This is a genomic window from Streptomyces drozdowiczii, assembly GCF_026167665.1.
Classification (GTDB): domain Bacteria; phylum Actinomycetota; class Actinomycetes; order Streptomycetales; family Streptomycetaceae; genus Streptomyces; species Streptomyces drozdowiczii_A.
Map to the genome: position 1 here is coordinate 1,416,498 of NZ_CP098740.1, position 20,964 is coordinate 1,437,461.

At 72.8% G+C, this 20,964-nt stretch carries 20 protein-coding genes; 2 read left to right on the forward strand and 18 right to left on the reverse strand.

Going from position 1 to position 20,964, the window contains the following annotated elements:
- Window positions 1-46: 46 nt before the first annotated feature.
- Window positions 47-478, forward strand: coding sequence for a hypothetical protein (locus NEH16_RS06305; protein ID WP_265539966.1), 432 nt, complete (start codon window positions 47-49; stop codon window positions 476-478).
- On the opposite strand, the gene NEH16_RS06310 is transcribed toward NEH16_RS06305, so the two are convergent.
- Both NEH16_RS06310 and NEH16_RS06315 read right to left on the reverse strand, forming a co-directional pair.
- Window positions 465-2,756, reverse strand: coding sequence for a bifunctional salicylyl-CoA 5-hydroxylase/oxidoreductase (locus tag NEH16_RS06310; protein ID WP_265539968.1), 2,292 nt, complete (start codon window positions 2,754-2,756; stop codon window positions 465-467). The two genes, NEH16_RS06305 and NEH16_RS06310, sit on opposite strands and share 14 nt — an antisense overlap.
- A complete protein-coding gene (locus NEH16_RS06315) occupies window positions 2,753-3,580 on the reverse strand; it encodes an enoyl-CoA hydratase family protein (RefSeq protein WP_073966234.1) in 828 nt (275 codons plus the stop codon). The genes NEH16_RS06310 and NEH16_RS06315 overlap by 4 nt, the downstream gene beginning before the upstream one ends.
- A 235-nt stretch (window positions 3,581-3,815) precedes the next feature.
- Between NEH16_RS06315 and NEH16_RS06320 the strand changes: the two genes are divergently transcribed.
- Window positions 3,816-4,235, forward strand: a complete 420-nt coding sequence (locus NEH16_RS06320; protein ID WP_265539971.1) for an ATP-binding protein — start codon at window positions 3,816-3,818, stop codon at window positions 4,233-4,235.
- Here the strand turns inward: NEH16_RS06320 and NEH16_RS06325 are convergent.
- The 16 genes from NEH16_RS06325 to NEH16_RS06400 all read right to left on the reverse strand — a co-directional run bounded on the left by NEH16_RS06325 (window position 4,232) and on the right by NEH16_RS06400 (window position 20,858).
- Entirely contained in the window at window positions 4,232-5,650 is a 1,419-nt protein-coding gene (locus NEH16_RS06325) for an amino acid permease (protein ID WP_265539973.1), read from the reverse strand. The two genes, NEH16_RS06320 and NEH16_RS06325, sit on opposite strands and share 4 nt — an antisense overlap.
- A 179-nt stretch (window positions 5,651-5,829) precedes the next feature.
- Entirely contained in the window at window positions 5,830-6,831 is a 1,002-nt protein-coding gene (argF, locus tag NEH16_RS06330; RefSeq protein ID WP_265539975.1) for an ornithine carbamoyltransferase, read from the reverse strand.
- Between the two features lie 111 nt (window positions 6,832-6,942).
- Window positions 6,943-8,175 carry an arginine deiminase gene (locus NEH16_RS06335; RefSeq protein ID WP_265539977.1) on the reverse strand — a complete coding sequence of 411 codons (1,233 nt, stop codon included), beginning with the start codon at window positions 8,173-8,175 and terminating at the stop codon, window positions 6,943-6,945.
- A gap of 65 nt (window positions 8,176-8,240) precedes the next feature.
- Window positions 8,241-10,808, reverse strand: a complete 2,568-nt coding sequence (locus NEH16_RS06340; RefSeq protein WP_265539979.1) for a polynucleotide kinase-phosphatase — start codon at window positions 10,806-10,808, stop codon at window positions 8,241-8,243.
- Window positions 10,805-12,283, reverse strand: a complete 1,479-nt coding sequence (locus NEH16_RS06345; RefSeq protein ID WP_265539981.1) for a 3' terminal RNA ribose 2'-O-methyltransferase Hen1 — start codon at window positions 12,281-12,283, stop codon at window positions 10,805-10,807. Before NEH16_RS06345 ends, NEH16_RS06340 begins: the two co-directional genes overlap by 4 nt.
- A 70-nt stretch (window positions 12,284-12,353) precedes the next feature.
- The gene (mmuM, locus tag NEH16_RS06350; protein ID WP_265539983.1) at window positions 12,354-13,277 is read right to left on the reverse strand and encodes a homocysteine S-methyltransferase; all 924 of its coding nucleotides are present in this window, start codon (window positions 13,275-13,277) and stop codon (window positions 12,354-12,356) included.
- A gap of 13 nt (window positions 13,278-13,290) precedes the next feature.
- Window positions 13,291-14,214, reverse strand: a complete 924-nt coding sequence (locus NEH16_RS06355; protein ID WP_073966240.1) for an LLM class F420-dependent oxidoreductase — start codon at window positions 14,212-14,214, stop codon at window positions 13,291-13,293.
- A 43-nt stretch (window positions 14,215-14,257) separates the two neighbouring features.
- On the reverse strand, window positions 14,258-14,794 hold the full coding sequence (locus NEH16_RS06360; protein ID WP_265539985.1) for a DUF6099 family protein: 537 nt from the start codon (window positions 14,792-14,794) through the stop codon (window positions 14,258-14,260).
- A gap of 146 nt (window positions 14,795-14,940) precedes the next feature.
- Complete coding sequence (locus NEH16_RS06365; RefSeq protein WP_073966242.1) at window positions 14,941-15,300, reverse strand: nucleotide pyrophosphohydrolase; 360 nt, start codon at window positions 15,298-15,300, stop codon at window positions 14,941-14,943.
- A 9-nt stretch (window positions 15,301-15,309) separates the two neighbouring features.
- Window positions 15,310-15,708, reverse strand: coding sequence for a cell division protein SepF (locus tag NEH16_RS06370; protein ID WP_073966243.1), 399 nt, complete (start codon window positions 15,706-15,708; stop codon window positions 15,310-15,312).
- 104 nt (window positions 15,709-15,812) lie between these two features.
- Window positions 15,813-17,087, reverse strand: a complete 1,275-nt coding sequence (locus NEH16_RS06375; protein WP_265539988.1) for a cytochrome P450 — start codon at window positions 17,085-17,087, stop codon at window positions 15,813-15,815.
- Window positions 17,084-17,698 carry a GTP-binding protein gene (locus NEH16_RS06380; protein ID WP_265539989.1) on the reverse strand — a complete coding sequence of 205 codons (615 nt, stop codon included), beginning with the start codon at window positions 17,696-17,698 and terminating at the stop codon, window positions 17,084-17,086. The genes NEH16_RS06375 and NEH16_RS06380 overlap by 4 nt, the downstream gene beginning before the upstream one ends.
- A complete protein-coding gene (locus NEH16_RS06385; RefSeq protein ID WP_073966246.1) occupies window positions 17,676-18,029 on the reverse strand; it encodes a DUF742 domain-containing protein in 354 nt (117 codons plus the stop codon). The genes NEH16_RS06380 and NEH16_RS06385 overlap by 23 nt, the downstream gene beginning before the upstream one ends.
- On the reverse strand, window positions 18,026-18,451 hold the full coding sequence (locus NEH16_RS06390; RefSeq protein WP_073966247.1) for a roadblock/LC7 domain-containing protein: 426 nt from the start codon (window positions 18,449-18,451) through the stop codon (window positions 18,026-18,028). The genes NEH16_RS06385 and NEH16_RS06390 overlap by 4 nt, the downstream gene beginning before the upstream one ends.
- Complete coding sequence (locus NEH16_RS06395; RefSeq protein ID WP_265539994.1) at window positions 18,448-19,797, reverse strand: ATP-binding protein; 1,350 nt, start codon at window positions 19,795-19,797, stop codon at window positions 18,448-18,450. Before NEH16_RS06395 ends, NEH16_RS06390 begins: the two co-directional genes overlap by 4 nt.
- Before the next feature lie 62 nt (window positions 19,798-19,859).
- Window positions 19,860-20,858, reverse strand: a complete 999-nt coding sequence (locus NEH16_RS06400; protein WP_265539996.1) for an MBL fold metallo-hydrolase — start codon at window positions 20,856-20,858, stop codon at window positions 19,860-19,862.
- Between the last annotated feature and the right edge of the window lie 106 nt (window positions 20,859-20,964).

The following is a 20,964-nucleotide window of genomic DNA, read 5'->3' on the forward strand; positions in this document are numbered from 1 at the left end:
CGGTGCGGGGGCCGGGGCGGCAGAATGCGGGGCCATGAGCAGGACCATGGCTGAGGCACCCGAGCCGCGCTGGCTGGTCGCGGCGAACGTCGTGCGGTGGCGGCGGTACGGGGAGCTGGGCCAGGAGTTCCGCTCCGGCACCAAGGCGTTCCGGGCGGGCGCGAAGGTCTATGTCATCGACACCTATCCCGGCATGGGCAACGAGCAGCTGACGGCGGTCGGCCACGGCCGGCACACCGGTCACTGGATCACCATCGACACCGGCACCCGCCATCTGCACACGTTCCGGGCCCAGTTGGTGTACTCCCCCGCCGTGCTCCGGCGCTGCGCGGACCGGCCCGTGTGGTCGAGGGAGGAGGCGGTGGAGTGGGCGGAGTTCCTGGAGCGGGTCGCGCGGCTGGGCCGGAACACCCACCACGCGGCCCCGCACCCGGACCCGTGCCTGTGCCACGAGTGCCTGCCGGTCAGCCCAGAGTGAGGCGGGGTTTCGGGGCGTCGGTGCGGCCGGTGGGCGGGGTGCGGCTGCCCGCGCGGTACGGGAGGGGCCAGGGGGCGCCCGGGCCGGTGTAGCCCTGCTCGGCTGCCGCGTGGAGCGTCCAGTGCGGGTCGTAGAGGTGGGGGCGGGCCAGGGCGCAGAGGTCGGCGCGGCCCGCGAGGAGCAGCGAGTTGACGTCGTCCCAGGAGGAGATCGCGCCGACCGCGATCACCGGCACGCACAGGGTGTTGCGGATGCGGTCCGCGTACGGGGTCTGGTAGGACCGCCCGTACTCGGGCCGCTCCTCGGGGACCACCTGGCCGGTGGAGACGTCGATGGCGTCGGCTCCGTGCGCGACGAACGCGCGGGCGATCTCCACGGCGTCCTCGGCGGTGGTGCCGCCCTCCGCCCAGTCGGTGGCGGAGATCCGGACGGTCATCGGCCGGTCGTCGGGCCACAGCTCGCGGACCGCGTCGAAGACCTCCAGCGGGAAGCGGAGGCGGTGGGCGAGCGGTCCGCCGTAGGCGTCGGTGCGCCGGTTGGTGAGCGGCGAGAGGAATCCGGAGAGCAGATAGCCGTGCGCGCAGTGCAGTTCGAGGAGGTCGAACCCGCAGGCGTCGGCGCGCCGGGCGGCGGCGGCGAACTGCTCCCGCACCTCGTCCAGACCGGCCCGGTCCAGGGCGTGCGGGACCTGGTTGACCCCGGGCGCGTACGGCAGCGGCGAGGCGGCGGTCACCGGCCAGTTGCCGTGGTCCAGGGGCTGGTCGATGCCCTCCCACATGAGCTTGGTGGAGCCCTTGCGGCCGGAGTGGCCGAGCTGGACGCCGATCGCCGTGCCGGGGGACGCGGTGTGCACGAAGTCGGTGACCCGGGCCCAGGCGGCGGCCTGTTCGTCGGTGTAGAGGCCGGTGCAGCCGGGGGTGATGCGGCCCTCGGGGCTGACGCAGACCATCTCCGTCATGACGAGCCCGGCGCCGCCGAGCGCCCTGGCGCCGAGGTGGACGAGGTGGAAGTCGCCGGGGACGCCGTCGGTGGCCGAGTACATGTCCATCGGCGAGACGACGACGCGGTTGCGCAGTTCCAGGCCGCGCAGCCGCAGCGGGGTGAACATCGGCGGGGTGCCCGGCGGGCAGCCGAACTCCTCCTCCACCCCGGCCGTGAACGCCGGATCGCGCAGCCGGAGGTTGTCGTGGGTGACGCGGCGGCTGCGGGTGAGGAGGTTGAACGCGAACTGCCGGGGCGGCTGGTCCACGTATGTGCCCAGCTCCTCGAACCAGCGCAGGCTGGCCGCCGCCGCGCGCTGCGTCGACTCCACGACGGGCCGCCGCTCGCTCTCGTACGCGGCGAGCGCGGCGGGCAGCGAGGGCTGCTCCTCGACGCAGGCGGCGAGCGCGAGGGCGTCCTCCACCGCCAGCTTGGTGCCGGAGCCGATGGAGAAGTGCGCGGTGTGCGCGGCGTCCCCGATGAGGACCGTGTTCCCGTGCGACCAGTGGTCGTTGACGACGGTACGGAAGGTGAGCCAGGCGGAGTTGTTGGAGCGCAGGGGGCGGTGGCCGAGGGCGTTCGCGAAGATCTTGGCGCACTGGTCGATCGAATCGGCCGGGTCGGGCACGTCGAAGCCGGCCGCCCGCCAGACCTCCTCGCGCATCTCCACGATCACGGTGGAGGCATCGTGCGAGAACGGGTAGGCGTGCAGCTGCATCACGCCGTACGCGGTCTCCGCGATCTCGAAGCGGAAGGCGTCCAGGGCGAAGTCGGCGGCGAGCCAGATGTAGCGGCAGCGGTGTCCGGTGATCCGGGGCCGGAAGCTCTCCGCGTGGGCGTCGCGGGTGGCGCTGTGCACGCCGTCGGCGGCGACGACCAGGTCGTACGTGGCGGCGAGCTCGGCGGCGGGCGGGGCCTGGCTGCGGAAGCGGAGGTCCACGCCGAGCCCGGCGCAGCGCTCGTGCAGGATCTCCAGGAGCCGGCGGCGGCCGAGGGCGGCGAAGCCGTGGCCGCCGGAGGTCTGGGTGTGGCCCCGGTGCACGATGTCGATGTCGTCCCAGCGGACGAACTCGCGCTGGAGGGCGCGGTGCACCACCGGGTCCGCGTGCTCGATGCCGCCCAGGGTCTCGTCGGAGAGGACGACGCCGAAGCCGAAGGTGTCGTCGGGGGCGTTGCGCTCCCAGAGGGTGATCTCGCGGTCCGGGCCGAGGCGTTTGAGCAGGGCCGCCGCGTAGAGCCCGCCGGGGCCGCCGCCGATGACCGCGATCCGGTGCGGGCCGGTGCCCGGGGCGGTCATTTGCCGCGCCAGGCGGGCGGCCGCTTCTCGGTGAACGCGGCGTGGAATTCGGCGTAGTCCTCGCCGTGCATCAGGAGGGCCTGGGTCGCGGCGTCCATCTCGACGGCGGCGGCCAGCGGCATGTCCAGCTCGGCGGTGAGCAGCGCCTTGGTCTGGGCGAGGGCGAGCGCGGGGCCGTCCGCGAGGCGGCGGGCGAGCGCGGTGGCGGCCGTGTCCGCGTCGCCCTCGTCGGTGAGCTCGCTGATCAGGCCGATCCGCTCGGCCTCGGGGGCGCGGACCGGTTCCCCGAGCATCAGGAGCCGGGTGGCGTGGCCGAGGCCGACGACCCGGGGCAGCAGATAGGCCGCGCCCATGTCGCCGCCGGAGAGCCCGACCCGGGTGAAGAGGAAGGCGAACCGGGCGGTGGGGTCCGCGACGCGGAAGTCGGCGGCGAGGGCGAGGACGGCGCCGGCCCCGGCGGCCACCCCGTGCACCGAGGCGACGACGGGGAAGGGGCACTCGCGGACAGCGCGGACGACCTGGCCGGTCATCCGGTTGAAGTCCAGGAGCTGGGCGGTGTCCATCGCGAGCGTCGCGCCGATGATCTCGTCCACATCGCCGCCGGAGCAGAAGCCGCGCCCCTCACCGGCCAGCACCAGCGCCCGCACGGAGCGCTCCCGGGCCAGCTCGGCCAGCAGGTCGCGGAGGTCGGCGTAGGCGCCGAAGGTCAGGGCGTTGAGCTTCTCGGGCCGGGCGAGGGTGACGGTGGCGACGCCGTCCTCTACGCCGACCCGCAGGTGGCGCCAGTGCTGCGTACGCGGTGCGGAGCCGGTGAACGGGCTCATGGCGGGGTATCCCCTTCAGCCGTCGCTGCTGCCTGACCCCGAATTTATCACCGTTACGTGACTGCCGTCACGAGTACGCGATACATCGGCACGGGTCCAGTGACGAACGTCCCCTCTGTACCGGACCGCAGCCCCTTGTCGCCGTCGCCCCGCTTCGTAAGGTTGGACCCGACACGTCTTGAGCGCGGAACCGTCTGAGCCCAGGACCCCCGCGCTCACCCGAACGGAAACCCTCGTGCCGCCCGACGGACCGCCACCCCCCTCCTGGCGCATCACCCTGCCGCACTCCACCGCCGCCGTTCCGATCGCCCGCGCGCTGATCCGCTCGGTGCTGACGGACATCGACGCGCCCGCCGACAGCGACACCGCCGAACTGCTGACCGCCGAGCTGGTCGCGAACGCGGTGGAGCACACCCCGGGCGACGACCCCATAGAGCTGGTGGTCGAGCTGCTCCCGGCGGGCTGCCAGGTGGAGGTGCACGACGGCGACCCGGCGCCGCCCGGCGATCTGTCCCGCCCGGAGCCCGGTGACGTGCCGGACCCGTGGCAGGAGCACGGCCGGGGGCTGCTGCTGATCCGCACGCTCAGCTCGTCCTGCGGCCACCGCCCGACCGAGCGCGGCAAGGCGGTCTGGTTCCGGCTGCCGCCGATCTAGCCGTTCGCCAGCCGCGAGCGGCGGTGCCCGTAGACCGCGTAGACGAGCGCGCCGACCGCGAGGAACACGGCGAACTGGACCCAGGTCGTCCAGCCGGTGCCGTACATCAGATAGACGCAGAAACCGATGCCGGCGAGCGGGCTCAGCGGGTAGAGCGGGACCCGGAAGGAGCCGCGCACCTCGGGGTTGCGGCGGCGGAGCACGAGGACGGCGGCGTTGACCGCGACCATGGTGGCGAGCGTGCCGATGGTGGTCAGGTTCACCACCATGTCGAGCGAGGAGAAGGCCGCCGGGACCGCGAAGACGACGGCGACGATCCAGGTGTTGGCGACCGGGGTCGCGGTGCGCGGCGAGACCCGCTCGAAGACCCTCGGGACCAGGCCGTCGCGGGACATCGACATGAGGATGCGGGTCTGCCCGTACATCACGGCGAGGACGACCGAGGCAATGGCGACGACCGCGCCGAAGGCGATGACGCCGCCGCCCACGGACGAGCCGGTGACCTGGTCGACGATGAGCGAGAGCGCGGCGGGCTTGTCGGAGACGGCGTCCGGGCCGAGCGCGCCGATCGCGGCGAGGGCGACCGCGCAGTAGAGCAGGGTGACCAGGCCGATGCAGATCATGATCGCGAGCGGGATGTTCCGCCGGGGGTTCTTGACCTCCTCGCCCGCCGTGGTGATCGCGTCGAAGCCGATGTACGAGAAGAACGCCAGCGACGCGCCCGCCGTGACGCCGCCCGCGCCGTGGGCGGCGAACGGGGCGAGGTTGCCGCGCTCGAACGCGGTGAACGCGATGACGCAGAACAGGGCCAGGACGACCAGCTTGAGGACGGCCATCGCGGCGGTGGCGGTCGCGCTCTCCCGTACGCCGCGCACCAGCAGGGTCGCGGCCATCATGACCACGATCACGGCGGGCAGGTTGATCACGCCGCCGTCCGCCGGTCCGGTGGAGAGCGCGGCGGGCAGCTGGTGGCCGAAGAGGCTGTCGAGCAGTTCGTTGACGTACTGGCTCCAGCCCACGGCCACGGCGGAGACCGAGACGCCGTACTCCAGGAGCAGGCACCAGCCGACGAGGAAGGCGAGGCGTTCGCCGAGCGTGGCGTAGGCGAAGGAGTACGAGCTGCCGGAGACGGGGATCGCGCTGCCCAGCTCCGCGAACGAGAACGCCGTGAAGACGCAGGTCACGGCCGCGAGGACGAAGGAGACCACGACGGCGGGCCCGGCCTCGGCCACGCTGTCGGACAGGCCCACGAAGATGCCGGTCCCGACGACCGCGCCGACCCCGAAGCACACCAGCTGGAACAGGCCCATGGTGCGTTTGAGGCCGTGGCCCTCCAGGTCGGCGCCCGACTCGGCGATCAGCCGGTGCGGGTCCTTGACGCGGTGCGGGGGGCCGGGGAGGCGCAGGGGGCTCACGGCGGTGTCTCATTTCGGTGGTACGCGTGGGGGGAGGCGCGTTTCGGTCGGTGGGGGCCGTCGCGCGCACGAAAAGGGGGTTCGAGCGTGCGAGCTCGAACCCCACCAATCGGCACCATCATAGACACCTGTCCGCATATTCACCCAATTGGATGCATGAACATGCGAGCACTCGGCCGCTAGGCGGCCATCGTCGCCACGAGCACGGCCTTGATCGTGTGCATGCGGTTCTCCGCCTCGTCGAAGACGATGGAGTGCTCGGACTCGAACACCTCGTCGGTGACCTCCAGCTCGCTCAGTCCGTGCCGCTCGTGGATCTCGCGCGCCACGCCGGTGCCGAGGTCGTGGTACGCGGGCAGGCAGTGCATGAACTTCACCCCGGCGTTCCCGGTCGCCCGCAGGACGTCCATCGTGACGGCGTACGGCACGAGGGCGGCGATGCGGGCGTCCCAGACCTCCTTGGGCTCGCCCATCGAGACCCAGACGTCGGTGGCGACGAAGTCCGCGCCGCGCACCCCCTCGGCCACGTCCTCGGTGAGCGTGACCCGGGCGCCGGACTTCTCGGCGAGCGCGCGGGCCTCGGCGACGACCGTCTCGGCCGGCCAGTACGCCTTGGGCGCGACGATGCGCACGTCCATGCCGAGCAGGGCGCCGGTGACGAGGTAGGAGTTGCCCATGTTGAAGCGGGCGTCGCCGAGGTAGGCGAAGGCGATCTCCTCCAGCGGCTTCTCGCTGTGCTCGGTCATCGTCAGCACGTCGGCGAGCATCTGGGTCGGGTGCCAGTCGTCGGTCAGCCCGTTGAAGACCGGCACCCCGGCGTAGGCGGCCAGCTCCTCGACGGCCGCCTGGCTGTCGCCCCGGTACTCGATCCCGTCGAACATCCGGCCGAGGACGCGCGCGGTGTCCTTGACCGACTCCTTGTGCCCCATCTGGGAGCCGGAGGGGTCGAGATACGTGGTCGAGGCGCCCTGGTCGGCGGCGGCGACCTCGAACGCGCACCGGGTGCGGGTCGACGTCTTCTCGAAGATCAGCGCGATGTTCCGGCCGCGCAGCCGCCGCGTCTCCGTGCCCGACTTCTTTGCGGCCTTGAGCTCGGCGGCCAGCTCGATCAGGCCGCGGAACTCCGCGGCCGTGAAGTCCAGCTCCTTGAGGAAGTGGCGGCCTGCGAGGTCTATGGCCATGGTGACTGCTCCTGGGTCGGACGGGGGACGCATACCGTAACGCTGGAACTCTATACGATGCAATGCATCGCTATACAGAGCCGTCTCGCGGTACGGATGCCCCGCCGCCCGTCACACCGCGTCCCGCACGACCGGGCAGCTCATGCAGCGCGGACCGCCCCGGCCCCGGCCCAGCTCGCTGCCCCGGATCTCGATGACCTCGATGCCCTGGCGGCGCAGATGGGTGTTGGTGGTGGCGTTGCGCTCGTAGGCGACGACGACGCCGGGTTCGACGGCGAGCACGTTGCAGCCGTCGTCCCACTGCTCCCGCTCGGCCGCGTGCACGTCCTGGGTGGCGGTGAGCACCCGGATGGAGTCCAGGCCGAGGGCGCTCGCGATGGCCGTGTGCATCTGCTCGGGCGGGTGGTCGGTGACCTTGAGGTCGCGCGGGCCTTCGCCGGGCTCGATCGTGTACGAGCGGAGCATGCCGAGGCCCGCGTACTTGGTGAAGGTGTCCCCGTCGACCATGGTCATCACGGTGTCGAGGTGCATGAAGGCCCGGCTCTTGGGCATGTCCAGCGCCACGATGGTCCGGGCCGAGCCGGCGTCGAAGAGGCCCCGGGCCAGCATCTCGACGGCCTGCGGGGTGGTGCGCTCGCTCATGCCGATGAGCACGGCGCCGTTGCCGATGACGAGGACGTCGCCGCCCTCGATGGTGGAGGGGTAGTCGTCCTGCCCCTCGGACCAGTGGTGGAAGGCGCCCGCCTCGGGGCCGGTGAAGAGCGGGTGGTGGCGGTAGATCGCCTCGAAGTGGACCGTCTCGCGCTGCCGGGCGGGCCAGCGCATGGCGTTGATCGAGACGCCGTCGTAGATCCACGCCGAGGTGTCCCGGGTGAAGAGGTGGTTGGGGAGCGGGCCGAGCAGGAAGTCGTCCAGGTCCATGACGTGGAAGCGCACCGAGACCGGCTCCTTGTGCCGGTCCAGGAACTCCCGCTTGGTCATCCCGCCGACCAGCGCCTCGCACAGCTCGGCCGCGGTCAACTCCTCGAAGGCGGCCCGCAGATGCTCGGTGGCGAGCGGGCCGTACTCCTTCTCGGCGAAGACCCGGTCCAGCACGAGGCGCCGGGCGACCGGGATCTCCAGCGCCTCGCGGAGCAGGTCGCCGAAGAGGTGCACCTCGACGCCCCGGTCCCGCAGCACGTCGGCGAAGCCGTCGTGCTCCTGGCGGGCCCGGCGCACCCAGAGCACGTCGTCGAAGAGGAGCGCGTCCTTGTTGGTCGGCGTGAGCCGTTTCAGTTCCAGATCGGGGCGGTGCAGGATGACGCGGCGCAGCCGCCCGGCCTCGGAGTCGACATGGAATCCCATGCCCACATCCTCACCGCGCGGCGCGCCGTTCACCCGGCGAATCGCCAGCCTGTTCTGTCAGGCGTCTAGAGCCGGGGGTCCACCGGCTCCGACTCCAACGCCAGGACGGCGAACACCGCTTCGTGGACCCGCCACAGCGGCTCCCCGTCCGCGAGCCGGTCCAGGGCCTCCAGGCCGAGGGCGTACTCGCGCAGGGCCAGCGAGCGCTTGTGGCCGAGGAAGCGGCCGCGGAGCCGGTCCAGGTGGTCCGGGCGGGTGTACTCGGGGCCGTAGATGATCCGCAGGTACTCCCGGCCGCGCACCTTGATCCCCGGCTGCACCAGGCGTCCCTTGGCGTCCCGGACCAGCGCGCCGAGCGGCTTGACGACCATGCCCTCGCCGCCCCGGCCGGTCATCTCCAGCCACCAGTCGGTGCCCGCGCGGACGGACGCCTCGTCGGCGGTGTCCACGACGAGCCGCCGGGTGACCTGGAGGAGCCCGGTGGGGTCGTGCTCGACCAGCCGGTCCAGCCAGGCCAGCTGCTCGTCGTGCGGTACGGAGGCGAGGGAGCGGCCCTGTACGGCGAGGATCTGGAACGGCGCGAGGCGCACGCCGTCCAGCCCTTCGGTGCCCCAGCAGTAACGCCGGTACGCCTCCGTGAACGCCGCCGCGTCCTCGGCCCGCTCCCGCTGCCGGTCCGCGAGCGCGCCCACGTCGACGCCGCGCGCGGCAGCCGCCGCGAGGGCCCCGGTGGCGGCGGGGAACACCGCGCCGGAGGCGGCGCCCACGGCCGCGTACTGCGAGCGGAGCAGGCCGCGCGCCCTCAGGGACCAGGGCATCAGCTCGGCGTCGAGCAGCACCCAGTCGGTGCCCCACTCCTCCCAGAGCCCGGCCGCGGTCACGGCCGTGCGCAGCCGCCCGAGCACCGTCTCGGTGAGCGCGGTGTCGTCCAGGAACGGGCGCCCGGTGCGGGTGTACAGCGCGCCGGTGGGCCCGCCGTCGCCGGTGCCGAAGCGCTCCCGGGCCGCGGCGGCGTCCTTGCAGACCAGGGCCACGGCGCGGGAGCCCATGTGCTTCTCCTCGCAGACCACCTTCGCCACACCGGCGGCCCGGTACTCGCCGAACGCCTCGGCCGGGTGCTCCAGATAGCCGTCCTCGCGCGAGGTGGCGGTGGGCGCCATGGTCGGCGGCAGGTAGGGCAGCAGCCGGGGGTCGACCGCGAACCGGCTCATGACCTCCAGGGCGGCGGCCGCGTTCTCCTCGCGGACGGCGAGGCGGCCCATGTGCCGGGTCTCCACGATCCGGCGGCCCTGCACGTCGTCCAGGTCCAGCGGCCGGCCCTCCCGGCCGCCGGGGGCCTCGGTCTCCAGCGGCTTCACCGGCTCGTACCAGACCCGCTCCGCCGGTACGTCGACGAGTTCGCGCTCCGGCCAGCGCAGCGCGGTCATCTTGCCGCCGAAGACGGCACCGGTGTCCAGGCATATGGTGTTGTTGATCCACGAGGTGTTGGGCACGGGCGTGTGGCCGTAGACCACGGCGGCGCTGCCCCGGTAGTCCTCGGCCCACGGGTAGCGCACGGGCAGCCCGAACTCGTCGGTCTCGCCGGTGGTCTCCCCGTACAGCGCGTGCGAGCGGACCCGGCCGGAGGTGCGGCCGTGGTACTTCTCGGGCAGCCCGGCGTGGCAGACGACGAGCCGGCCGCCGTCCAGCACGTAGTGGCTGACGAGCCCGTCGATGAACTCCGCGACCCGCTTGCGGAACTCGGGGTCCCTGGCGTCCTCCCGCTCCAGCTGCTCGACGGTCTCGGCGAGGCCGTGGGTGAGCTGGACCTTGCGGCCCTTGAGGTAGCGGCCGAGCTTGTTCTCGTGGTTGCCGGGGACGCACAGCGCGTTCCCCTCGGCCACCATCGACATCACGCGGCGCAGGACGCCGGGGCTGTCGGGGCCGCGGTCCACGAGGTCGCCGACGAAGACCGCGGTGCGGCCCTCGGGGTGGGCGCCGTCCACGTACCCCAGCTTGCCGAGGAGGGTGTCCAGCTCGGAGCGGCAGCCGTGGATGTCGCCGATGATGTCGAACGGTCCGGTGAGGTGGCGCAGGTCGTTGAAGCGGCGCTCCAGGACGATTTCGGACCGGTCGACCTCGTCCTCGGAGCGCAGGATGTGCACCTTGCGGAAGCCCTCGCGCTCCAGGCCGCGCAGGGAGCGGCGCAGCTCGCGGCGGTGGCGCTGGATGACGTGGCGGGGCATGTCGGCGCGGTCCGGGCGGGCGGCGTTGCGGGCGAGGCAGACCTCTTCGGGCAGGTCGAGCACGATGGCGATGGGCAGCACGTCGTACTCCCGGGCCACGCGCACGAGCTGGCGCCGGGCCTCCGGCTGCACGTTCGTGGCGTCCACGACGGTCAGCCGGCCGGCGGCGAGGCGCTTGCCCGCGATGTAGTGCAGGACGTCGAAGGCGTCCTTGCTGGCGCTCTGGGCGTTCTCGTCGTCGGCGACGAGGCCCCGGCAGAAGTCCGAGGAGATGACCTCGGTCGGCTTGAAGTGCCGCCGCGCGAAGGTGGACTTGCCGGAGCCGCTGGCGCCGATGAGCACGACGAGGGCGAGGTCGGTGACGGGGAGGGTGCGGTGCGGGGCGCGCCCCGTGTCTTCGGTGGTCATGCGGCTTTCGCCTCCTTCTGGGTCTCGTCGGTGGTGGTGCTGAGGGAGAACACGGCCATCTGGGTGGGCGGGCCGACCTCGGGGTCGTCCGGGCCGATGGGCACGTACGCCACGCCGTACCCGTGCCGTCCGGCCACCTCCTCGGCCCAGGCCCGGAATTCGGCCCGGGTCCACTCGAAGCGGTGGTCGCCGTGGCGGGTGTGGCCGGCCGGAAGGGTCTCCCAGCGGACGTTGTACTCGACGTTCGGCGTGGTCACGAGCACCGTGCGGGGGCGCGCGGAGCCGAACACGGCGAACTCCAGGGCGGGCAGCCGCTCCGGGTCCAGGTGCTCGATGACCTCGCTGAGCACCGCGGCGTCATAGCCCTTGAGCCGCTTGTCCGTGTAGGTCAGGGAGCCCTGGCGCAGCGTCACACGGGACGCCTGCCGCTCCCCCATCCGGTCCAGCTTCAACCGGCGCGAGGCGATCGTCAGGGCGCGCATGGACACGTCGAGGCCGACGATCTCCGTGAAGCGCGGGTCCTTCAGCAGCGCCTGCACCAACTGCCCCTGTCCGCAGCCGAGGTCGAGCACCCGGCCGGCGCCCGCGGCGGTGAGCGCGGCCAGGATCGCGTCGCGGCGGTGCACGGCCAGCGGCACCGGCCGCTCCTCGGTGTCGGAGCGCTCGTCCACGGCGTTGTCGACGCTCTCGACGTCGAGGTCGTCCGCCTCCGCGAGCCGCACCAGCTCCAGCCGCTCCATCGCCTGCCGGGTCAGCCCCCAGCGCCGCGCCAGGTACCGGCTGGTGATCAGCTTGTGCTCGGGGTGCTCCGCCAGCCACCCCTCGCCCGCGCGCAGCAGCTTGTCGACCTCGTCGGGCGCCACCCAGTAATGCTTGGCGTCGTCCAGGACCGGCAGCAGCACGTACAGCTGGCGCAGCGCGTCGGCGAGCCGCAGCTCGCCTTCGAGCACCAGCCGTACGTACCGCGAGTCGCCCCACTCCGGGAACGTCTCGTCCAGCGGTACGGCCTCCGCCTCCACCCGCGTCCATCCGAGCGGACCGAAGAGCTTGCGCACCAGCTCGGCACCACCACGGGCCGGCAGGGCGGGCACTTCGATCCGCAGCTCCATGGGGGCCGCAGCCCGCTCGGGCATCGCCTTGCAGGCACCGCTCAGCGCGGACTTGAAGACGGTGCTCATCGCGACGGACAGCAGCGAGGATGCCGCGTAGGGGCGGTCGTTGACGTACTGCGCGAGCGCCGCGTCGGGCGCACCGCCCCGGCCCTTGCCCTTCCCCTTCCGCACCAGGGCGACGGGATCGACCTCCAGCAGCAGGGCCGCCGTGCACCGCTCCGCGGACGCCTCGGGATAGAAGACGTGCGCGGTGCCATGGGAGGTGGAGAACGCCTGCGCCCGCTCGGGATGCTTGTGCAGCAGAAACCCGAGGTCGGTGGCGGGACGTTCCGGGGAGCCGGTTGTACTGATCGTCAGGAACACACGTTTGAGTATGATCCGCCCGCCCACCTCCCACCAGGCAATTTCCCGGGGGCACGCGCATGGCCCCGCGTCACCCGGCCTCCCGGCCGCGCCCCACCCCCGCCAGCCCCGCGATCGCCTCCGGCCCCACCCGGCAGCACCCGCCGATCAGCCGGGCGCCCGCCGCCTGCCAGGCCGCCGCTCGGTCCGGGGTGAACGCTGCCGCCGCCCCGGTCCACGCGCCCGACTCCGCGTCCCAGTCCTCACCGCTGTTGGGGTAGACCACGGCCGGCTTCCCGGTCGCCCGGACCGCCGTCCGCACGGCGGCCTCCGCCTCGGCGGGGTCGCAGCAGTTGACGCCGACCGCGATCACCTCGTCGTGGCCCCGGGCCAGGGCGAACGCCTCGTCCAACTGCTGCCCGGCCCTCGTCCGGCCCCCGGCGACGGTGTAGGAGAGCCACACCGGCAGGCCGTACTCCCCCGCCACCCGCAGCAGGGCCCGCGCCTCGTCCATGTCCGGCACCGTCTCCAGGGCCAGCGCGTCCGGCCCGGCGGCGGCCAGCGCCTCGACGCGGGGGCGGTGGAAGCGCTCCAGCTCCCGGACGGTGAGCCCGTAGCGGCCCCGGTACTCCGCGCCGTCCGCCGTCACCGCCCCGTACGGGCCGACCGAGGCCGCCACCCAGACGTCCCGCTCCACCGTGGAGGCCGCCCGGCGGGCCAGCTCCACGCTGCGGGCGAAGAGCGCGGCCGCCTCGTCCCGCCCGATTCCGCGCCGCTCGAACCCCTCGTAGCTCGCCTGGTAGCTGGCCGTGATGAGCACCTGGGCCCCCGCCCGCACGTACGCCGTGTGGGCGGCCTCGATCTGCCCGGGTCCGTCGGCGAGCAGCCGGGCGGACCACAGCGCGTCGGACAGATCGCAGCCCTGGGCCTCCAACTGGTTGGAGAGCCCTCCGTCGAGCAGGACCGTGCCCTCGGCCAGTGCGGCGGCCAGCGGGCGGCCGGGCCCCGGTGTCATCGCTGCCCCGCTCTCAGCCCAGCTGGGACTGGACCTGGGAGGCGATCAGGTCCAGGTGGTCCAGGTCGTCCAGGTCGAGGACCTGGAGGTAGATCCGCGACGCCCCGATCGCCGCGAACCGCCCGATCTTGTCGACGACCTCGGCGGGCGAGCCCGCGAGCCCGTTGGCCTTCAGCTCGGCCACGTCCCGGCCGATGACGGCGGCCCGGCGCGCAACCTCCGCGTCGTCCCGGCCGACGCAGACGACCAGCGCGTTGGAGTACACCAGGTCGTCGGGGGTGCGGCCCGCCGCCTCGGCCGCCTCCCGGACCCGGCCGAACTGCTTCTCGCTGTCCTCCAGCGAGGCGAACGGGATGTTGAACTCGTCCGCGTACTGGGCGGCGAGGCGCGGGGTGCGCTTCGCGCCGTGCCCGCCGATGAGCACCGGGATCTTGGACTGGGCCGGCTTGGGCAGCGCCGGCGAGTCCGTCAGCTGGTAGTACGTGCCGTCATAGCTGAAGGTCTTGCCGACCTCGGTCGCCCACAGTCCCGTGACGATCGCGAGCTGCTCCTCCAGGCGGCCGAACTTCTCCTTCGGGAACGGGATGCCGTACGCCTTGTGCTCGTCCTCGAACCAGCCCGCTCCCAGGCCCAGTTCGACCCGGCCGCCGGACATCTGGTCGACCTGGGCGACCTGGATGGCGAGGACGCCGGGAAGCCGGAAGGTGCCTGCCGTCATCAGGGTGCCGAGGCGGATGCGCTTGGTCTCGCGGGCCAGTCCGGCCAGCGTGATCCAGGCGTCCGTGGGGCCGGGCAGGCCGTCGCCCTGCCCCATGCGCAGATAGTGGTCGGACCGGTAGAAGGCGTCGAAGCCGAGGTCCTCGGTGGCCTTGGCGACGGTGAGAAGGGTGTCGTAGCTCGCGCCCTGCTGGGGCTCGGTGAAGATGCGAAGATCCATGCCTCCATCCTGCACCCGCGCGCGCCGCCCGCGCGCGCACCGCTCACTGAATGCCGGTCACCGGGCCCACCGGGCCGTGCAGCACCCCGTGCGGGCCGTCCCGCTCCCGGCCGCGCTCCAGCGCCTCCCGCCGCTCGCGCTCCCGCTCGTCCAGGAGCCGGAGCATGGAGCGGACCCGGTCGGTCGACTCGTCGGCGGCGTCGATCGCCTCCATGCACTGCCAGTACAGGCCCTGCTCATCGGTCTCGCAGGCCACCCCGACCAGGGCCATACCGACCTCCCCGAGCAGCGCGGCGAGGCCCGTCAGGGCCGCGCGGGGATCGGCGACCTCGGTCAGCCGCGCCGCGCGGGCCACCCCGGCGCGGGCCGCCGGGTGGTCGAGCGCGCCGCTGGTGCCGCCCCCGATCTCGCTGAGGGCGCCCGCCTCGGGCCGCAGCTCCTTCGGACCGTCCGCCGCCAGCCGACTGCCGACCGCCTGGGCCAGGGCCTGCGCCTGCCACGCCTCGGCGATGATGTCCGGTGTGCCCCGGCTCTGCGCCAGCGCCTGCCTGATGACCGCTACCAGCCGTTCCGCTTCCATCGACTTCCCCCGTTCGATGCGAAAACCCGCTCGTCGCCGCGGAAAACCCGCTCACCACGTTCATTACCCACAGTGAGGGCGACCGCACCGAAACGCCAGAGGATTTCGGAAATCTGTGGACACTCAATCGAATGTGAACAAGTCGATCACTCCGAAGAGTGACGATCTTCGTCGCCCGTTGATCCTGGGACCGGAAAGCGCGACTCATTCCGTTCGATCTTGGCCGCGAGCGCCGCGAGGGCGTCGATCCCCAACGCCTCGCAGAACTGGAGGAGATACGCGAGCACGTCCGCGACCTCGTCCGCCACGCGGGGCGCCGTCTCCGGGTCCGCCATGACCCGCGCCGACTGTTCGGGCGTCAGCCACTGGAAGATTTCGAGGAGTTCGGCGGCCTCCACGCTCAGCGCCGATGCCAGGTTCTTCGGGGTGTGGTACTGCCCCCAGTCGCGCGCGTCCGCGAAGGCGGCCAGCCGCCGCTGGAGGGTTCGTACGTCGAGTTCGGTCACCTGCCGCTCCTACGCCCCCGGCACCCCGGCCGCCGTGACGCCCTCGACCTCCATACCGGCGGGCGACAGCAGGAAGACGTTGCGGTCCACCCGGTGCATACCGCTGCCGAGCCCGAAGACGACACCGCTGGCGAAGTCCAGGATGCGCTTGGCCACATCGGCCTCCGCGCTGGTCAGGTCGAGCAGCACGGGCACCTGGGCGACCAGGTACTCCGCGACCTCGCGGGCGTCGGCGAACACCTGGACCCGCAGCACGACCATGCGCCGCTGCTCGGCGGGCTCCGGCTCGTCCTGGACGGTGCGGTGGTCCACCCGGGAGGGCCACTCGTTGCGGCTGCGCAGCGGTACGACCTGGGCCAGCCCCTCCCACTGCTCGTCCGTGACGTCGTACCTGTCGTACCTGCTCACCGGACCACTCCGTCCGCACATCGGTCGGCGTACTGCCGGCCGCACTCACTGTTCATCGGGCGATTGTCCCCTCCCTCACCCGTTCGGCCTACGAGCGACACGGCTCAGGAATCGATTGCAGCCGCCGGAATCACGTCCGAGGGGTCCGCGACCGTGATGGCTCCGCTGGGCGCCGCGGTGGTGTCCAGCGGGGTGAAGCGGATCGGGAGGTGGGCCAGCGCGCGGTGGAACGGGCCGGGGCGCCACAGCAGTTCGTCGGGCGGCACGGCGAGCCGCGCGTCGCACAGGAGGCTGGTGAGCTGTTCGATGGCGGTCATCGCGATGAGCAGGGCCGGCTGCTTGGCGGGGCAGCGGTGGGGCCCGGCCGACCAGGCGAGGTGCGCACTGGCCCCGGACCGGAGCCCGTCGTCGGTGACGGGCGGCGGGGACTGGGAGTTGGCGGCGGCGTAGGAGACGAGGACGAGCTGTCCGGCGCGCAGCCGGACGCCGTGGAACTCGGTGTCGTGACGCGGGTAGTGGGCCGCCAGGTTGGCGATCGGCGGGTCGCGCCACAGGACCTCGTTGATCGCCTCGTGGGCGGTCATCGCGCCGCCGTGCAGGGAGCCCGCGTAGCGTTCGTCGGTGAGCATATGGAGCGTGGCGTTGCCGATGAGGTTGGTCATCGGGTCGTTTCCGGCGCTCATGACCAGGGTGATCTGACGGACCGTCTCGTCGTTGTCGAGCCCCGCCGGATGGGCGAGGAAGTACGAGGTCAGGTCGCGGCGCGGCCGGGCGCGCCGGTCGGCGACGAGGCGGGTGACGACGTCGACCAGGTCCGCGTAGGCCGTGGCGGCGTCGGCCGCCGAGTTCATCATCCCGGCCACCCCGTCCACGATGCGTTCGCCGTCCTTGGGGTCGGCGCCGAACCAGGTGACGAAGATGTGCATGGGGAGCCGGCGGGCGTACTGGGCGATGAGGTCGCCGCTGCCGGTGGCGGCGAACCGGCCGATGAGCTGCCGGGCGACCCGGGCCACCTCGGCGCGCAGGATGTGCGGTTCGATCAGCGCGAGGCTGTCGTTGATGGCTTCGCGGTAGCGGGCGTGCACCGCGCCGTCGCTGAACAGGGCGGTGGGGCGGTGGCCGAGCACGGGCAGCACCGGCGAGTCCGGCGGAATGGTCGCCTGCCAGGTCCGGGGGTCCTTGCTGAAGGTGTGGGTGTCGCGGAGCAGGTCGATGGCGGCCTGGTAGTCCGTGACGAGCAGCGCCTCGACGTCGGGGGCGATCCGCACCGGCGCGAGCGGCCCGTGCTCGCGCAGGGCGCGGTAGTGGCCCTGCGGGTCGGCCGCGAAGGCCGGGCCGAACAGCGCGAGCGGCTGCGGCGGCGGTGCGTACGTGGTCATGAGGCGTCCTCGGGCTGCGGCATGCGGGTCAGCGCGTGTTCGGCGAGTGCGATCAGGGCGTCGATGCTGCCGCGCCGCTCACGCGCGTCGCACTGGACGAGCGGGGTGGTGTCGTCCAGGTCGAGGTGCTTGCGCAGGACCTCGTCGCTGTGTGCGGGGGCGTCGGGGAAACGATTCACCGCGACGGCGTACGGCAGCCCCTGCTCCTCGACCATGTCCATCACGGCGAAGGAGTCGGCGAGCCGCCGGGTGTCCACGAGTACGAGTGCGCCGAGGGCGCCGCGCGCGATGTCCTCCCACAGGGGCAGGAAGCGTTCCTGGCCAGGGGTGCCGAACATGTAGAGCACGAGGTCGTCGGGGACGGTGAGGCGGCCGAAGTCGATGGCGACCGTGGTGGTGGTCTTGTCGGGGAGTCCGGCGGTGGAGTCGACGCGGGTGCTGGACTGGGTCATCGCCTCCTCGGTGTGGAGGGTGGCGATCTCCGAGAGGGTGCGGATCAGGGTGGTCTTGCCCACGCCGAAGGGACCCGTGACGACGAGTTTCATCAGGGTCCGGGCGGCGGCCGGCAGATAGCCGACGCCGGTCCGGTCAGGGGAGGGAGCGGAGTCCATCGAGCAGCCTCTCGACAAGCGACCTGTCGATCTGCCCGGCACTGGGTATCGGCGGTCGGGTGAGCAGTAGTCCGGTGGCCGCGAGGTCCGTGGCCAGGAAGACGGTGGCGCTGACCGGCAGGTCCAGGTGGGCCGCGCACTCGACAACGGTGAGGGCACCCGGTTCCAGCAGGTCGCAGAGGTTGCGGGCCTGGGTTCCGGCGTCGTCGGGCACGGGCGCGTCGGTGCGTACGAGGACGGCGAGCCGGTCGAGGGCGGGGCCGGCGGGGCGGGACCGGCCGCCGGTGACCAGATAGGCGGGGATCAGACGGCGTGCTGGGCCGGGGGTCATGGCCGGGCGGCGGTGTCCGGTTGGCGGGCGGGTGCGTGCATCGCCCGGGTGAGCGCGGTGACCTGGACCTGCATCTGGTAGGCGATGTCGCCGAGTTTGGCGCCGGGTTCGGCGAACAGGGCGAGGGTGGTGTTGCGCCCGGCCGGTACGACGATGGCGAAGCCCAGGTCCGATTCCACGACGGTCTGGGCCAGTTGCGGGGCCTCGGCGTCGGTGAAGGCGGTCGTGAAGGCGCGGGCGGCGGCGTGCAGGGTGGCCGTCATCGCGGCGACCCGTTCGCCGGAGGCGCGGTCGAGGCCGGGGGACGCGCCTTCGACCAGGCCGTCGCCGGTGGCGACCACCGCGTGCTGGACTCCGGGCAGCTCAAGCAGCGGGGTCAGCACCCATGCGAGGTCGCCTGAGGTGGGGCTGGGGGCGCTCACTTCTCGTCGTCTCCTTGGTCGTCCTGGTGGTCGGGGGCGCCGGTGTCCGGTGCGGGGGTCCGCCCGGTGACGCTCCTGCCGTTGAGGGTGCCCTGTTGGAGGGCCGCCCAGGAAGCCCCTGCCGCCTCCGGAGTACGGGAGGGCTGGGCGGCGGACGGCTCGGCGGCCCGGGCGGCGGTGGCCGTGGCGGGGGTGCGGCGCGGCGCCCGCCGACGCCGGCTGGGCAGTCCGGAGGGCTCGGCGGCGTCCGGTGCGGGGGTGTCCGTTCCGGCCGGGGCGGGCTGGGCGGGGGCGGCCGTCACGGGTGCGGGGGCGAGGGCGGAGAGGTTCCGGTCCTCGTCCAGCACGGTGAGCAGGTGGGCCGGGACGCGCAGGATGGTCCGCATGCCGCCGAACGGGGACGCCTCGATGTGGCACTCGAAGCCGTACTGCACGACGAGCCGGCCGACGACCGCGAAGCCGGTCTGCGGCGGGTCGCCCAGCTCGGTGAGCAGGACCTCGGCGGGCCCGGCGAGCAGGGCGCGGGCCCGTTCGAGGGCGTCCTCGTCCATGCCGATACCGGCGTCGTCCACGACGAGGAAGGCGCCCCGGCCGCCGCTCTGCTGGACGGTGACCTGGACGTCGGTGTCCGGGTGGGAGTAGGCGGTGGCGTTGGCCAGGAGTTCGGCCAGGGCGATGGCGAGGGGTTCGGCGGCGCGGGCGGCGAGCGCGAGGCGTTCGTCGCGCAGGTGGTTGGAGACCTTGATCCGCTCGTAGCCGGCGACGCGGGACTGGGCGCCGAGGACGATCTCGACCAGGGGTGAGTTCTGGCGGGCGAGTCCGGGCCAGGCGTCGCACAGGACGGCGGTGGACTGGGTGCGGCGCAGCGCGAGTTCGTTGCGGAAGTCGAGCTGGAGGATGCGCGGATCGTCGTACTCGTGCTGGAGTTCGTGCAGCAGCTGCTGGGACTGGTTCAGCAGGGACTGGATCTTGGCGGAGGTGCCGCGCATCGCGGCGCGGGCCGCCGCATCGACACGTCCGCGCTCCTCCAGGACGGCGGTCCGCGCGGCCTGGACGGCCTCGGTGAGCAGGAGGGCGGCGCCGCCGTCGACCTCGGCCGCCTCGCGCAGGCCGGGGACGGTGGCGCTGGGGTGGGAGAGGGCGAGGGCGGCGGCGGGTATCCGTCGGCGCGCGAGCTGCCGGATCTCGTCCAGGAGGGCCGCGGTGCGGGCCTCGGCGGCCTTGGCCTGGCGTTCGGCGAGTTCGGCGCGGGTGACGGCCTGCTGCTCCAGGAGGCCGGTCCGGTAGGCGCGCGTGAATCCCGCCACCGCGGCGGCGACGGCGATCAGTGCGACGATCCATGCCATGCCGTTACCGCGTTTCTCTCGTCGGGTCGGTCCGCCGGTGCGCGCGGGGCGGGGCCGCGCGGTCAGCCCGCGCTGCCTGCCGGCTCACCGACCTGCTCCACTTCGTGTGCGACCGTGGCGACGTCGGTCATGACCTGGACGACGCTGCGCCGCTCCGAGCCGTCGAGCTGCCGGTATTCGCTGCCGATGGTGACCACCAGCCGCTCGGGCAGGCCGAGTCCGGGGTAGCGGCCCTCGGCGATGACCTGGCGGGCGGCGTCGATGGAGGGGACACCGGCGGCGTGCAGGGCGTGGGCGCGCTCCTGGATGTACTCGAGGTACGCGATGTGCTCGCGGACGCCGTTCCGGTCGAGGACGGGTCCGTGGCCGGGGACGATCGTTTCGGCGCCGGTGGCCAGCACCTGTTCGCAGGCGCCGATGATGTTGCTCAGCGGGCCCTCCCAGTGGATCGGGTGGTCGCCGGGCTGCTCGGCGGACGAGGAGAAGATGATGTCGCCGCTGAACACGGTGGACTGGGCGGGGAGGTGGACCATCAGGTCGCCGGTGGTGTGCGCGGGGGCGAGCGAGGTGATCTGCACCGGGTAGTCGCCGAGGCTCAGTTCGAGCTCGCCGGTGAAGTAGGTGGTCGGCCGGACGGGCTCGGTCTGCGACCAGTCGAACGGGCCGAAGTGGCGGGCGAGGTAGGCCCCGAGCGGGGTGGCCGGGTCGCCGCCGGTGACGAGCGCGTGCTGCTGCTGCGGCGAGGGCTCGTAGTGGATGTGCTCCCTGGCCTCGCGGGTCACGATGATCTCGGCGTCCGGGAGCACGCCCGCGCCCCAGAAGTGGTCGCCGTTGGCGTGCGTGACGATCACCCGGTCGACGGTGACGCCGTCGGGCAGCCGCTTGGTGGACTCGGCGAGGAACTGGCCGGCGAGCACGGGGTCGTACGGCGTGTCGATCCACAGCGCGCCGCGGGGCGAGACGAGCAGGCCGCAGTTGGCCAGCCCCCAGCCACGCTTGGGCGGGAGCCAGGCGTACAGGCCCCTGCCAAGGTCAACGACATCCCCACCCGTGATCGACATGGACGCGATTATGCCGACCGGTTTCCGGTCGCGCGTTCGAGCCCGGCCAGATGGGCACATGATTGGCTGGAAAGAGACCTTGCCCGGCCGCGCGGATGGCCGGGTG